We start from the raw sequence: 13492 nt of genomic DNA on the forward strand, positions 1-13492 counted from the left end.
CCGAATCGACAAATTCGAGGTAGCGAACACGATGAGCTCGGGCGGGCACGCCAGAATTCCTGACATGCCCGCTTCGCCAATATCGCTTTCGTTACGCGGCTCTTGCGATTGCGGGCGCATTGCGCCGGTCAGCGGCCGTGCGGCTCGCCGCGACGGAACCGGGCTCCCTCCTGGCGGCGCGCCTGTTCAGCTGAAAACGTCTGACGAGATCAGCGAGTGTGGCTGCGCCCGCAGCCAGCGCATTGCTGATAGCTGTCGTATGATTGACCATTGAGGCATTGTGTTGCGTCATCTGATCGAGATCGTTCACAGCCGATGTGATTTCCTGCAGGCCCGACGACTGCTCTGTTGATGCCGTAGCGATCGCGTCGACGTTCTCGTCGATGGATCTCACAAAGCTCTGGATTTCATTGAGGGCTCGGCCTGTCTCTCCGACAAGCCTGACACCTTCGCTGACTTCCGTGCCGGAATGGGTGATGAGCTGCTTAATCTCGCGTGCCGCCGTCGCCGAGCGCTGCGCAAGTTCGCGGACTTCCATTGCCACCACAGCAAAACCCTTGCCGGCATCTCCTGCACGCGCTGCCTCGACGCCGGCGTTGAGAGCAAGAAGGTTCGTCTGGAAGGCAATCTGGTCGATGACGCCGATGATCTGATTGATCTGGCTTGAAGCATTCTCGATCCGCTGCATCGCCGATATGGTTTCACCGACGATCCCGGCCGAAGCGCTGGCGGACGCGCGGGCGCTTTGAACGAGACGGCGCGTTTCATGCGTCCGCTCGCTGGACGACTGGACCGTTGCGGCGATTTGAACGAGGGCTGCGGATGTCTGTTCGAGGGCAGCTGCCTGCTGCTCGGTGCGCTGGGCCAAACTGTTCGAGGTCTGTTTCATTTCCTGGCTCTTCTCGTCCAGGCGTTGAGTTTCTTCCAAGACGAGTGAAAGCGTTTCCTGAAAAGTCGCGATCGAGCGGTTGAAATCCTGTCTCAAATCGTCGAGCCGTCCGTCGAATGGCTCGTCCAGCGTCATCCTGATATTGCATTGCGAAAGGCGTTCAAGCCCTGCGCCGAGGCCCTCGATTGCTCTTTGAAGGCTTCTGGCGTCAGTTTCAGCAAGCAGCTGGCGTTCGCGCGACTGGGCATCGTTGAGATCCCGTGCCTCGCCGATATCCAGCTGTAGCTGGCGGTTTTCCTTCGCCGAACTCTGGAAAACGAGCAGAGCCTTGGCCATCGCGCCAATTTCGTCCGACCGATCGCCATAGGGAATGTGTGATGAGAGATTTCCGCCTGCCATTTCCGTCATCAGATTGGTCATGCGAACCACGGGTGAAATTGCGCGGCGCTTCAACATAAAAAGGCCAGCCAGGAAAAGAAGGCATGACGCCAGGCTCCCACCCAGAGCGAATATCTTGCCGGACGAGATCTCCGACGACGCGGCACTTTCGCGTTCTCCCATGTAGATGGTCACAGAAGACACCAATTCGACAACGGCCTCACGATGAATATGAAAGTCGCGATTCAATGACGCCATCGCCAGTTCCATCGCTGCACGATCCTTCACGCGCGCCGCTGGAAGAAATTTCAGGTCGAAGTCCTCCCAGTAGGCATCTGCTTTGCCAAGCACGTCCTGTTCCAGCTTCCTGCGGATCTCGTTGGGGATGACGCGTGTTTTCCAGTAATTGCGCCGCTCGGCATAGGCGGTGCGAAGAACACTGATCTGGCTCAAATTGTCGTCGATCAATGCTGGCGCCAGCGTCGCCTCATTGGCGAGCATATAGCTTTCGACCAGGAAAAGCGGAGGCGGGAGAACATCCGCAACGATATCTTTCCCATCGACGATTTCAGTATAGAGAGGACCGTTCACAGCAACTTTGTCGAGAATAAAGGTCTGAAAGCCCACCGACGCCAAGAGACCCATGGTAACGATAGCGCCAAATACGATCATAAGTTGGGAGATCTTCAATCTCATGTGATCCTCGATATGCTTACACGAACAAATTGGTAAACACACGTTAGGTTCTTTGTATGAAAAATGGGTAAAACGTGTTTGAAATCTGAGAACATCGGCAGAGAAAAATCGCTCGGAATCGATCAATGCCGTGAATCCCAGGGTGTTCTTCGATTCATAATTGTCGTTGGACGATTGGTCGATTTTGCCCGAATCTTCGGACATGGGCACCCACAGCTATCATATCCATGTCGAACGCGTTGATCCGGAAAGAAGGATCGCCCGCTATTACGAGCTGGCAATAGAGCCATCGATACATGGAATGTCCCTGCTGGTGAGAAGATGGGGTGGGATCGGGACGATCGGACATGTCCGCGTTCATCATTTCGACACCGAAAAGCAAGCCTTGCGACTGTTCCTTGAGCTACTCAAAGAAAAACGTGGCCGCGGATATAAGCCCCGGCACGTGAACCCGCTCAGTTCCAGGGAACCATGGACTTTGAGAAGTCGATCGCTTGATGCGGCCGGGAACGGCCAACCTGTGCATGCGAATGCCGACGGCTGATCGACGACAAGCTTAAACGACATTCTCGGCACGAACTGGCTCAGTCCGAGGCGAAAATTGCGCCGCTCCTAATATAATCACAATCTAATGCTCATCTGAGGGGATCACCGAGGCTTACCCAACGACCGGAAAAATGCGAATCAGATTGAAACTTCAAGATAATCCGCAGCACCTGGCGTTGGCGGCAGATCTCGTCAGGTGTTTGGCAAATCCCTATCGCTTGCGGATTGTCGAGAAGATCTGGAGGAAAGAGGCTTCAGTCGGTGAGCTTTCCAGTTCCCTATCGCTTAGCCAGTCCGCGCTCTCCCAGCATCTGGCGATCCTGCGGGCGTCGAATATCGTCAGCACCCGTCGCCATATGCAGACGATTTACTACACTCTTTCATCGCCGGCAGCCGTTGAAGTGCTGGAGGCGCTGCAAGATATTTTCAGCGAAGAGCGAGCCGCCGAGCGCACGGATTTTTGATCCCGGTCAATTCGGAACACCGAGTATAATGTCATCGGTCGGTAAGGTTTCCTTTAATTAAGCCGTCCAATATATAGGAAGGAACCTCATCGCAGAATGAGCCTGCGAAATCGGCCGAATGACACGGCAAGAAACATTTGTCGGAGTGTCCAGAGCCAATGATAGCAGCTTTCCGTTTCCTCCGGGAATTCTTCTCTGTCCCACGTGGGCAACCTGAGCTCATGCAGGCACAGTACCGCGCATTTTCCAAGCAGATCCCGCTGATGTATTTCATCCTTCTGACGAATACCTGGATTCTGTGTGGCAGTGTTTATTCCTCTGCACCGATCGAGCTCAGTATCTATTTTCCAATGGTGCTGACTGCGGTCTGCGTATTCCGGATTGCGAGCTGGTGGCGTTCGCGAGGGAAATCGACCACGGACGATCATGTCGCCCGGGCATTGAACAGGACCAACAGGCTGGCCGCTGTGATTGCGATCGCCTTCACAACCTGGTCGATATCGCTATTTCCCTATGGCGGACCATTGCAACAGGCACATGTCGCTTTCTATATGGCCATAACGGTCGTCGGTTGCATATTTTGTCTGATGCACCTTCGGTCGGCAGCGTTCATTGTCGCCCTGATTGTTAACATTGGCTTCATCGCTTTTTTTGCCACGTCCGGGGAACCGGTTTTTATCGCGACGGCAGCAAACATCGCTTTGGTCTCGGTCACCATGCTGATCATGCTGCTGATCTATTATCGCGACTTTACGGATATGGTTCGGGCGCGGATCGAAAACCATCGCTTGGCAAATCTCGACCCGCTAACGAACCTGCCGAACCGACGCCGGTTCTTTTCCGAACTCGTGGAAGCATTCGCGACCGCGACGACGAACGGCGATGGACTCGCCGTGGCCGTTGTGGACCTCGACGGCTTCAAGCCCGTCAACGACACATATGGACATGTCGTTGGCGATGAGCTCCTGATCGCCGTCGGCGACAGGCTTGGCGCGCTGTGCAAGTCGATCTTCGTTGCCCGGCTTGGCGGTGATGAATTTGCCCTGATCCTGCGGGGGCGCGAACAGCACGAGCTCCTTGGATTCGGTAATCTCGTATGCGCGCGCCTGCGTGAGTCCTTTGCTCTCCCAAATGGTCATATGGTTCAGATCGCAGGGTCAATGGGGATCGCGACATTTCCCGAACACGACGGCGATGCGATGAAACTCTACGAGAAGGCTGACTACGCCCTCTATCACAGCAAACGAAACCGACGTGGGCAGGCCGTCGTCTTCACAAGTCGGCATGAGGAAGAACTGCGTCGGGACGCCGATATTCAACAGGCGTTGACGCGGGCTGATCTTGAGCACGAGCTGCAGGTCGTCTTTCAACCGATTTTCAGTCTTCGAAGCCGGCAGATTGTTGCCTATGAGGCTCTTGCACGGTGGCACAGCGCGGAGTTTGGTATAGTCTCACCTGCGCAGTTCATTCCGGTGGCAGAGCGCTGCGACCTCGTCCAGCAAATGACGCCCATATTGCTGCAAAAGGCCTTGGCGAATGCGGCCATATGGGACGACGACATTCGGATTTCATTCAATCTTTCCGCCAAGGACCTGACCTCTTCGGAAGGTGTTTTGCGCCTCATCGCGACCATTAACGACAGCGGCGTTTCTCCTGCCCGGATTGACTTGGAGATTACCGAGACATCCATTTTGCAGGACATCGAGCGGGTTCATCTCTATGCTCGCATGCTGAGGGACCTGGGCTGCGGTATTTCGCTCGACGATTTTGGAACCGGTTTCTCCAGCCTCAGCCAGCTTCATTCATTGCCGCTGACCAAAATCAAGATCGACCGGAGTTTCGTCAGCGATCTGCATCGCAAACCGGCGAGCTACAAGATTGTCAAATCGATGCTCGCGCTGGCACGCGATATGGGTCTCGGCTGCATTGTGGAGGGCGTTGAAAGCGCCGAAGAGACCGCCGCCCTGACGGAAATGGGCTGCGACCACGTGCAAGGCTATTATTTTGGGCGGCCAGCTGCAAAAATCGAGGCTCCCGGCCAGATAGCACGCAGGGCAACGTCCTGAGGGCGCATTCGCACCGACAAACGGATCCGTCATGCCTTGACGAGCCGTCTCCGCGGTTATCGCTTTTGAGCGACTGCCCCCACCTCTTGGCGGGGGCATTTGTGTGCTCAGTCCCGGTTCGGCCGGGACCAGATAAGCGACCGGCCATCCTCGTTTTCGACTTCGATCAGGGTAGCGTAGATCGGAGCGGGGAAGCTCGGATCGTCCAGCTTGACCGAGAGATAGTCGCGGCCTTCGTTCGAGGTCTTCTTCCAGGCGGCGCCAAACTCGACATTGCCGGCAAGGATGCGGAAGTCGGGGCCTTTGTCGGAGACGCGCTCGACGGAGCATATGCTGGCCTTGACGTTGAGGTTGAGGGTTTTGATGGTGCCGGTGAAGCCGTTGCCCGAAGCGGTGAAAGAGCCGATTGTTGCCATTGTTGTGTTCCTTATCTGTATTTCGGGCCGCGCCCATCGCGGTCTCGATGGCTGTCGACCAGACGGCAGACGATCGGCCTGCACCCGCCCCGGATCCTCGCTGCATCTTCGCGGCGCGGTGGGCTCTGGGCCGCAACGTGAGTGGAGGACGGCCAGGGAGAGGCTTTCTTGACTCGAGAGGAATGGCGGCATTGCCGGCAGGGGAAGAAAACGAGCCGGCCGTTGCGGACGCCGGGCGAGCCGGGATTTTCCCTGCGATCTGCAGTCAGACATGCCCCATCGAGACCGCGGTGGGTGTGCCAGTTCCAGATCTAAGAGGAAAACGGTGGTGGCGATAATCGGCTGCTATGCGGAAAAGGCGGCATGCAACTGGTCCGGACATGGGCGTTAAGACATCCATAAGCCGAGTGTGCTCTCGCCGAATGGCACCTTTGAATTCTATCCCAAGAGAAAGAAGATCGGCCTGGGCTTGGCAAAGGCGATGGCGGCCAATCTCGCTGGACAATCGTATATACCGGAAGAGAGACTACTTGGTCCGCAAGCACCGGGAGTTTGCAGTCGCAGTCAATATCCCTGGCATCGCTCCTTGCCGCAACATTGATGCAAAACTGGCCGCACCCGTGCGGGTGCAACCAGCAAAGCTCAACTTGTATCAATCGAGCAGGTCTGCGGGAACATTGCCGCCGTTTTCCGACAATTTCTTGATGACAGCTTTGTGCAACCACACGTTCATGGTTGCGGAATCGGACGCGTCCCCCGAATAGCCAAGCTCGGAGGCAAGCTCCTTACGGGCACCCAGGCTGCTATCGAGTTGCAACGCCTTCATCAGGTCCACGATCGAGTGCTTCCAGTCGAGCTTCTGCCCGCTCGCCTTTACCGCCTGATCAAGGACGAAACTTACGTCAACCGCCGCGCCCACAGGATTTGTGAAAGCCTCGGCAGCCGTGGTTGCTGTCGTCGTCGGATTGGTTTCGGTGGTCGTTGCGGACTTTTCTTCTGCCGGTGTAGGCAGCGTTTCGGCTTTAGCTTCGCCGAATATGGCGTTCTTGATGGAATCGAATATGCCCATTTGAGCTCTCCCTGTAAGCGAATCTACTGGATCTTCGTCGTTCAGCTTTCGGATGGTTACGGAAGTTTTAGGACCGTCCAATCCGGTTGTCGCTTGAATGAACATAGAAGACAAGGCGCGCCGGGAAAGCCCGCCTTTTTTTTCAGCCGCAGGAGATAGGAACCGAACAGGGTTAATCGTTGACCTGGAAAGAGCGCCGCATTTTGGCAGAGGCGATTGCTCGCTCAGTCCCGGTTAGGCCGGGACCAGATGTTGCGAGAGGCCATCTCGATCAGGGTGGCGTAGATCGGAGCGGAAATGCTCGGATTGTCCGCTTGACCCGAGATGTCGCGACTTTTGCTCGACGTCTTCTCCCAGGAAGGGCCGAATCCGACATTGCCTGCGAGGATGCGCAAGCGGGGCCTTTGATGCAGGCGCGCTCGACGCGGATGCTGACCTTGAGGCTCGGGAGCTCTTCGACCTCAATGAGAAAAAGCAAAAAAGAAGAGCATCGGAGAAATCAGCATAGCGCCACCCGGAGGGTGGGATTTCGGGAATTCTCGATACGGTTTATCCGGTAGAAGCGCAGACGCAGGAGCCTTAGCATAGCGCCGCGCAAGCGGAAGGCGGGACCGACTGCGCCCGGCTAAACCGTTCCGCTTTTCTTTGGCGGCCGTCATCCGCGCCGACAACATCTAAATATCAACACGAAGAAGTGGGGCTTCCTTACCCTCTCCGATAAGCCGTGTTCACGCCGCCCGACGATCGGCAGAGAAGTGGCAGCACCAGTCATTGGCTGAAACGACGGGCCACAGGCCGCGCGAATTCGCCTCCGGCAGGGATACCGCGACAGTCAGCGCGTTGAGGCGCGCGGGAGGATCGTTACCGGCAGGCCGAACCCGCTTGCGGGTTCGGTGAGCAGAGCGAATAGAGCCGATCGCCACAGGCGACCCGGCCCAACCTTCTTCCGTGTTTCTCTCAGGCCATCGATCGCAATCAAATGATTTAAATGTGTCGATTGGCACGCTACCGGATGTCGGCGCTTCCTCACATGGGCACGCATCAATCCCATCTTTTCGTCGAATGCCAGGATGGCGTGAAGAACATGGCGCGCAACTGTGCCATGACCATGGATTTAGTTCTTCGAGGTGGCCGCCTGGCGCCACGCAGGGGCCGGATTGATGCCCGAATAGATGAACGCAAATCATTCCGGGCCGAACAAATACCCGTACGTCTGTTCCTCGATCTTCTTCGCCTGCCACGATCACACGGCTCTCAACCCAGGTCGCAATCCAAGCCAGCGCTGATCGCGAGCGAAAAAAGGGGCGCCGAAGCGGCCCGTTACACCCCTCATCGCCGCCGGTTCCAGTCGGTCTCGAAGCTGACTTCGAATTCGACGAAGAACGGGACCTTGACCGCGAGCTTCACGCCGAGCTTGCCCTTGCGGAAGAAGTGACACATCACCTTGCCGAGATCGCGGAGGCGGCGGCCAGTGGCGCTGAGATATTGGGCGAGTTGTCGCATGATGGTGTCCTTTCGATAAGCTGTCATCGCGGGGTGTGACATGCAGACCGGAAAGGCGTGCCGCACCGAACGACCGCAGCGCATGCGGAGGACCTGACGGCGCCTGAATTATGCCTCGCGAGGAAGCCGAAACGCGGCGGGGAAAATTCTGGCGGCGGCAGGTTACGGCGCGACGCCGGCCTGCAACATCCCCGATGCCGATGACAGGGCGTCGAAAGGAGAATGCGGGAACACGCCAGAGCTTCGGCCAAGGTATGATGCGTAACCGGCAAGAAATCCCACGAAGCGGAGCTGCGAGCACGGGGCGCCGGTCGATCCGGAGTGTCGTGCTTGGCGACAAGGCAAAAGCCTCCCTCAAAAGGGACGCTCAGCGCTGACGCGGCCTTCGTCTTCGGCGGCGAGGATCTCGCGCTCGGCCAGCGCCTGTTCGAGTTCGGCTTCGATCTGGCGGCGTTCGTCGGGATGGGCATTGCCCAGCTCGGCCTTGAGTTCGAGGATCGTGCGGTCGAGTTCGTTGGTCATCGTCGTCTCCTTGACGTTTGTGAAAGATGACGGCCGCGGTCATGGCGAGATGGAGGGGTCAAGGATCGCGATAGCGACCGGCGGAGCTGGCGAGTGGGGGAGCCGATTTTGTCGCAGCGCAGGGAACCGGAGCGGAGACAAAATTGGGGGATGACCACTCGTCCTTCGAGGCCTCGATGCCGCCATGGCACACTCGGTCGAACTGATCAGACATTTGGGTTCGGTTTGGCAGCATAAAGCCAGGACGGGGTTCGATACCCGGTCCTGGCTTCAAAGAAAGCGTGAGAAGAGGCCCCGCCTTGGTGGCGGGGCCGGCTGTTGGGACCTCAGTCCCGGTTCGGGCGGGACCAGATCAGCTGGTAGCCGTCCTCGCCTTCGACTTCGGCGAGCGTTGCGTAGATCGGAGCCGGGAAGCTCGGATCATCCAACTTGACCGAGAGGTAGTCGCGGTCGGTTTGCTCGGAGCGCTTCTGCCAGGCGGCGCCCAGCTCGACATTGCCGGCGTAGATGCGGAAGTGCGGTCCCTTGTCGGAGGGGTTCTCGACGCGGGCGATGCGAGCCTTGACGTTGAGAGCCAGCGTGCGGATCGAGCCGGTGAAGCCGGTCTCAGAGGAGGTGAAGGTGCCGATGGTCGCCATTGTGATGTTCCTTTCGCTTGGTTTCGGGCCGCGCCCTTCGCGGCCTCGATGGCTGTCGCAAGGATCGGGGACGATCGGACCGCACCCATAGGGGCCGCAATGCAATGGAGGGCGGCCGGGAGAAGCTTTGTTGCTTCGCGAGGAATGGCAGCCCAGCTGCCAGGGGAAGAAAGTGGCGGATGGCCGTTGCGGGAAGACGATCGAGGCAAAGCCGTTCTTCGATCAGACATGCCTCATCGAGCCCGTAGAAGAGTCGGCAACAATAACGTGAAGGGAACTGACAGTGCCGATTGACATATCGTCGATGGCGGCCGCGAATTCGGCTGAGTGTTGGTCCGCCAGTCACCCTGCTGTTCAGCCCAGGCTCTACCGGACGCCGCGCCCCGCTCCATGAGGCGTCGGATGTCTTTCACATCCAATGCTCGCGGATGGTCATTGACTGTATTTCGGGCCGTGGCCACGGCCGCTTCCATCACGGTCACTCTCCCGCGTTCACGCGCAAGTTCAACGCCCGACCGTTAAGTCCGGCAAGTCGTCGAGCAAGATGCGCTCGGGCTCGATCTTGTGTTCCAGAAGTCGCGATGAGGTTGCCGGTATCCATTAAGCCATCCATTTCCACCCGATACGTGGGCCTGCGGACTAGGGTATCGGGAAAATGATGGAATTGCCTTTGGACCATTGACATCGCTTGCTGTGGAACAAATGCTTCATCGCCCTACAGAGGAGAACACTGATGGCCGATGAGACGACCACCGAGAATGCCGGTAATGACGTCGTGACTGAAACACAGATTGCGCCCGCAGCTGTTAAAAAGACCCGTGCTCCAAGACGCTCAAAGGCCGAGATCGAAGCCGCAGCCGCGGTCAAATCTGCAGGGAAAGAAAAGCCGGCGAAAGCCCCAAGGGCGAAGCAAGTCTTCAGGGGTATCGCCGCCAAATCAAAAAAATCGGTTGGCGAGCCTGCAATGATATCGCGGGCAAATCGCGCACAGGAGCCCAGCGGCTCTTCGAGCGAAATCTTGGACGATATTGCGACTCTCATTGAGCTTGAAGAAGAGAACAAGCGTCTTCGCAAACAGCTTTCTGACAAGCTGCGCGCCGAAAATGCTGACCTGCGCAAGCGCTTGGGGACAAGCTGACAGGAGCAGGCAGGTTATATCTCGCCAAGCGACCAGCCTGTCTCTGGACATGAAAGATCGACCGGGCTCCCGAAGGGCCCGGCATTGCAATCGCGACTTATCGGTCGCAGCTCGCGTGAGGCGTCGATCCGATGAAAACACCTTGGAGATTTTTGGCTGACCTGGTGTCACGTAAGCCCTCCATTGGTTCGACGGAGCCTGCAGGCTCGCAAGCGCCCGAGATGAAAACGCTTGAATATCACCCGGAGAACAAACAGGCCGTTTCCACAGAGGTCAGAGGGAAACCGTCGGTTAAGGATACCGTGTCCGCGAGTTCCGAGCCGACCGTCGAGTCCCTGTCGTCGGGACAAACGGCGGACGCCAACGAAAAGAGCAGTCCATGCACAGAGGAAGCGGTCGTAACCCCAAAGACATATGACGATCCCGAGATGGCGTTAGCCGAGATCGCTCATGCCGATAAGGCGTCGTCCGATGCAAGACCCGGCAAATCCGCCTTGAAGCCGTCCAAAGCAAAGCGGGCAAAAGCGATCAAAGACAATGCCGCGCGGAAAAGGCCTGAGCCCGCCGCGTCGGAGACAGTGGAGCTGTGGCGAACGGCTCCCAAGACATTCCATGAGGAGATGGCAGAGCTTGATCTCGATGTTGCAGGTTTGCGGCACCAGCTGGCCCGCAAGCTCACCCAACAGAATGCGCAGCTGAGGAAAATGCTGCAGCGTTTCGGGGACTGACCTTCATCGACGACCCAAGTCCTGCCGGCCATTTTCCTGGCGCAAAAACCCGACGCGGGTGCCGCGCCTGCCTCCAGCTGCGAGAAGAGGCTCCGCCTTGGTGGCGGGGCCGGCTGTTGCGACCTCAGGTCCGGTTCGAGCGGGACCAGATCAGCTGGTAGCCGTCCTCGCCTTCGACTTCGGAGAGCGTTGCGTAGATCGGAGCCGGGAAGCTCGGATCGTCCAGCTTGACAGAGAGATAATCGCGGTCGGTTTGCTCGGAGCGCTTCTGCCAGGCGGCGCCCAGCTCGACATTGCCGGCGTAGATGCGGAAGTGCGGTCCCTTGTCGGAGGGGTCCTCGACGCGGGCGATGCGAGCCTTGACGTTGAGAGCCAGCATGCGGATCGAGCCGGTGAAGCCGGCCTCCGAGGAGGTAAAGGTGCCGATGGTCGCCATTGTGATGTTCCTTTCGTTGGTTTCGGGCCGCGCCCTTCGCGGCCTCGATGGCTGCCGCAAGGATCGGGACGATCGGACCGCACCTGAAAGGCCGCAATGCAATGGAGGGCGGCTGGGAGAAGCTTCAAGGTCTGCCATAGCGGACCGTCATAACGTTCGATTGCGGGGATGGATTGTTGCCCGCAGCGCTTCGTCGCCGAGCAGGCGAGGATCAACAACCGGGAAGATGGAAACGACATCAGGCGGCCTCCCGCTCTTCCGAGATCAGCGGCTGCAGGCTGTGGAGATAGGCCACGGCGCGTTGTGCATGCGCTGCGGCCTGAAAGATGGCGCGCTTGTCGTCTGACAGCACCCTGAGCCAGGATTGAAGGTAGCTCGCATGATCGGGACGTGGCTCTAGTTCCGGGACGATGCCGAGATCGGCGCACAGGAAGCAGCTTCCGAGTTCCGCCAAAAGCTCTTCGCGGCTTCGGTCAGTCTTGTCCTTGCCGTATCGGCTGAGATCTCGGCCGACGCGATCTGGATGCGCCGTCCAGTGGCAACTCTCATGGCTTAGCGTTGCAACGTAGGAAGCGGCATCGCGGAAACTCTCGAATGCGGGCATCTGGATGTGGTCGGATACCGGCGAATAATAGGCTTGCGATCCACCGTGCCGGATCACCGCACCGGTATTGCGGAAGAACTGGTCGGCGTGGGCGATCCGTTCGACCGGATCGAGCACCGGTGCAGCATCGGTATAATACCGATCGGCAAGACCGTCGATTTGCGCGACGTTGAAGACCGTGTAGGCTTTCAGAAAGGGAATATCGCGCTCGACTTCAGCGCCCTGTCCGTCGGTCTCTGTCTTGGTAAAGCGGCTGGCATAGATGACGGTGGCGCCGGTTTCGCCCTTGCGGACGGCACCACCCAGTTCCAGCGCCTGCTTGAAGGTCATCCAGATCGGTGACGTATAGCCGCGGGTCAGACCCTCCGACCACAACAGCAACACGTTCATGCCGCTGTAGCGCTCTCCGTTGTGCCTCAACGGCCGGGTGATCCGACCTGCCATGTTGGTGGCCGACCACGGCTGCATCCAGGGGCGGACACCGCGCTCGAGCTGCGCCACGATCGTATCGGTGATGCGTGCGTAAACATCGGCGCGCTGGTTTTCCTGTTTCCTGCTCATTTCTCAAACCTCCGTTTTGGGAGGTCGCGCCGATCGCGACCCCGTCACGGCGGTCCTAAGGCCGGAGCAATGAGGGGCGTGGGCACCGACCGGGGCCTCATTGGGCGAAGCACAATGGGGTGGTCATCAGGGCCGGAACGAAGTGGAGGACGGCGAAGCCGTTGCCCATGACCCGCGCTCCGGCAGGACCGGCGACGGGACGGGTCGCGAGCTGGTGCTATTCTACCGTCTCAATCAATTATTCTTTGCAGACAGAATATGCGAGCTGGCTTCTTATTTCTCGATGTCGGAGACGGCCGCCAGCGCTTTGACCAGATTGACGACCTTCTTCTTGATCGCGGGTGAGCTGATTTGTGTGAAAGCCTGGTTCAGGTCACGGCCTTCCGAGGTTGAGAGGAACTGGGAGAGATCCTCGATCGGGCCGACGCCGTCCGCCGAATTGGTGCTGAAGCTTGGTTGTGGATCGCCAAAGAAAAATGACACGGGGACACCGAGCACTTGAGCGATATGGCTCAGACGGCTGGCGCCGACGCGGTTGGTGCCCTTCTCGTATTTCTGAACCTGCTGAAAGGTGATGCCCAGGGCATCGGCCAGCGTTGTCTGGCTCATTTCCCTGACGTTGCGCTGTAGCCTGATGCGCTGGCCCACCTCGACATCGATCTGGTTTGGATGCTTCGGTCTTTCAGTCAATATGCCTACCCCCATGGAATTGCTGCCGTGCCGGAGGCCTGGCCGAGCGCGACGCAGAGTTTACTCTTTGGCAGTATTCTCTACAGCGCGGCGATCTCGTGGCCATCAGCGTTCGAAACATATTCGCAGCCGAACTGCAGGCTGCGCG

The 13492-nt window shown here is 58.2% G+C and carries 14 protein-coding genes; 5 read left to right on the forward strand and 9 right to left on the reverse strand.

The genetic code is table 11. From position 1 onward, the window contains the following. Positions 1-91: 91 nt before the first annotated feature. Positions 92-2167 carry a HAMP domain-containing methyl-accepting chemotaxis protein gene (locus GVK95_RS20975; RefSeq protein WP_244618845.1) on the reverse strand — a complete coding sequence of 692 codons (2076 nt, stop codon included), beginning with the start codon at positions 2165-2167 and terminating at the stop codon, positions 92-94. On the opposite strand from GVK95_RS20975, the gene GVK95_RS20980 reads away from it, so the two are divergent. From GVK95_RS20980 to GVK95_RS20990, 3 genes are all read left to right on the forward strand, one after another. Next, positions 2166-2507 (forward strand): WGR domain-containing protein, encoded by a 342-nt coding sequence (locus GVK95_RS20980; RefSeq protein ID WP_159952644.1) that lies wholly within the window; start codon positions 2166-2168, stop codon positions 2505-2507. The genes GVK95_RS20975 and GVK95_RS20980 overlap by 2 nt on opposite strands. Before the next feature lie 145 nt (positions 2508-2652). Next, positions 2653-2973, forward strand: coding sequence for a metalloregulator ArsR/SmtB family transcription factor (locus tag GVK95_RS20985; RefSeq protein ID WP_244618846.1), 321 nt, complete (start codon positions 2653-2655; stop codon positions 2971-2973). Positions 2974-3194: 221 nt separating this feature from the next. Continuing rightward, positions 3195-5039: an EAL domain-containing protein gene (locus GVK95_RS20990; RefSeq protein WP_244618847.1), complete on the forward strand. Its 1845-nt coding sequence runs from the start codon at positions 3195-3197 to the stop codon at positions 5037-5039. 107 nt (positions 5040-5146) lie between these two features. On the opposite strand, the gene GVK95_RS20995 is transcribed toward GVK95_RS20990, so the two are convergent. The 5 genes from GVK95_RS20995 to GVK95_RS21010 all read right to left on the reverse strand — a co-directional run bounded on the left by GVK95_RS20995 (position 5147) and on the right by GVK95_RS21010 (position 9187). Further along, positions 5147-5455 carry a DUF736 domain-containing protein gene (locus GVK95_RS20995; RefSeq protein ID WP_159952647.1) on the reverse strand — a complete coding sequence of 103 codons (309 nt, stop codon included), beginning with the start codon at positions 5453-5455 and terminating at the stop codon, positions 5147-5149. Positions 5456-6107: 652 nt separating this feature from the next. Continuing rightward, positions 6108-6524, reverse strand: coding sequence for a DUF3597 domain-containing protein (locus GVK95_RS21000; RefSeq protein ID WP_159952648.1), 417 nt, complete (start codon positions 6522-6524; stop codon positions 6108-6110). Positions 6525-7853: 1329 nt separating this feature from the next. Then, complete coding sequence (locus tag GVK95_RS25095) at positions 7854-8027, reverse strand: hypothetical protein (RefSeq protein WP_200844347.1); 174 nt, start codon at positions 8025-8027, stop codon at positions 7854-7856. 354 nt (positions 8028-8381) lie between these two features. Then, positions 8382-8549, reverse strand: coding sequence for a hypothetical protein (locus GVK95_RS25100; protein ID WP_200844348.1), 168 nt, complete (start codon positions 8547-8549; stop codon positions 8382-8384). A 326-nt stretch (positions 8550-8875) separates the two neighbouring features. Further along, positions 8876-9187 carry a DUF736 domain-containing protein gene (locus GVK95_RS21010; protein ID WP_200844349.1) on the reverse strand — a complete coding sequence of 104 codons (312 nt, stop codon included), beginning with the start codon at positions 9185-9187 and terminating at the stop codon, positions 8876-8878. Positions 9188-9920: 733 nt separating this feature from the next. On the opposite strand from GVK95_RS21010, the gene GVK95_RS21015 reads away from it, so the two are divergent. Beyond that, complete coding sequence (locus GVK95_RS21015; protein ID WP_159952650.1) at positions 9921-10325, forward strand: SyrB-like regulator; 405 nt, start codon at positions 9921-9923, stop codon at positions 10323-10325. Between the two features lie 131 nt (positions 10326-10456). Beyond that, positions 10457-11053: a hypothetical protein gene (locus GVK95_RS21020; protein WP_159952651.1), complete on the forward strand. Its 597-nt coding sequence runs from the start codon at positions 10457-10459 to the stop codon at positions 11051-11053. A gap of 124 nt (positions 11054-11177) precedes the next feature. Here the strand turns inward: GVK95_RS21020 and GVK95_RS21025 are convergent, their stop codons facing one another. The 3 genes from GVK95_RS21025 to GVK95_RS21035 form a co-directional block, all read right to left on the reverse strand. After that, entirely contained in the window at positions 11178-11489 is a 312-nt protein-coding gene (locus GVK95_RS21025; RefSeq protein WP_200844350.1) for a DUF736 domain-containing protein, read from the reverse strand. A 238-nt stretch (positions 11490-11727) separates the two neighbouring features. Beyond that, a complete protein-coding gene (locus GVK95_RS21030) occupies positions 11728-12654 on the reverse strand; it encodes a zincin-like metallopeptidase domain-containing protein (protein ID WP_159952652.1) in 927 nt (308 codons plus the stop codon). Positions 12655-12927: 273 nt separating this feature from the next. Further along, positions 12928-13344: a helix-turn-helix transcriptional regulator gene (locus tag GVK95_RS21035; protein WP_159952653.1), complete on the reverse strand. Its 417-nt coding sequence runs from the start codon at positions 13342-13344 to the stop codon at positions 12928-12930. Positions 13345-13492: the final 148 nt, after the last annotated feature.

The sequence above is a fragment of the Rhizobium sp. 18065 genome (assembly GCF_902706095.1).
Taxonomy (GTDB): Bacteria; Pseudomonadota; Alphaproteobacteria; order Rhizobiales; family Rhizobiaceae; genus Allorhizobium.

Coding starts and splice junctions, on each gene's coding strand:
- GVK95_RS20980 (WP_159952644.1), top strand. CDS start 2,166: ATGGGCACCCACAGCTATCATATCCATGTCGAACGCGTTGATCCGGAA.
- GVK95_RS20975 (WP_244618845.1), bottom strand. CDS start 2,167: ATGTCCGAAGATTCGGGCAAAATCGACCAATCGTCCAACGACAATTAT.
- GVK95_RS20990 (WP_244618847.1), top strand. CDS start 3,195: ATGCAGGCACAGTACCGCGCATTTTCCAAGCAGATCCCGCTGATGTAT.
- GVK95_RS20995 (WP_159952647.1), bottom strand. CDS start 5,455: ATGGCAACAATCGGCTCTTTCACCGCTTCGGGCAACGGCTTCACCGGC.
- GVK95_RS21000 (WP_159952648.1), bottom strand. CDS start 6,524: ATGGGCATATTCGATTCCATCAAGAACGCCATATTCGGCGAAGCTAAA.
- GVK95_RS25095 (WP_200844347.1), bottom strand. CDS start 8,027: ATGCGACAACTCGCCCAATATCTCAGCGCCACTGGCCGCCGCCTCCGC.
- GVK95_RS25100 (WP_200844348.1), bottom strand. CDS start 8,549: ATGACCAACGAACTCGACCGCACGATCCTCGAACTCAAGGCCGAGCTG.
- GVK95_RS21010 (WP_200844349.1), bottom strand. CDS start 9,187: ATGGCGACCATCGGCACCTTCACCTCCTCTGAGACCGGCTTCACCGGC.
- GVK95_RS21015 (WP_159952650.1), top strand. CDS start 9,921: ATGGCCGATGAGACGACCACCGAGAATGCCGGTAATGACGTCGTGACT.
- GVK95_RS21020 (WP_159952651.1), top strand. CDS start 10,457: ATGAAAACACCTTGGAGATTTTTGGCTGACCTGGTGTCACGTAAGCCC.
- GVK95_RS21025 (WP_200844350.1), bottom strand. CDS start 11,489: ATGGCGACCATCGGCACCTTTACCTCCTCGGAGGCCGGCTTCACCGGC.
- GVK95_RS21030 (WP_159952652.1), bottom strand. CDS start 12,654: ATGAGCAGGAAACAGGAAAACCAGCGCGCCGATGTTTACGCACGCATC.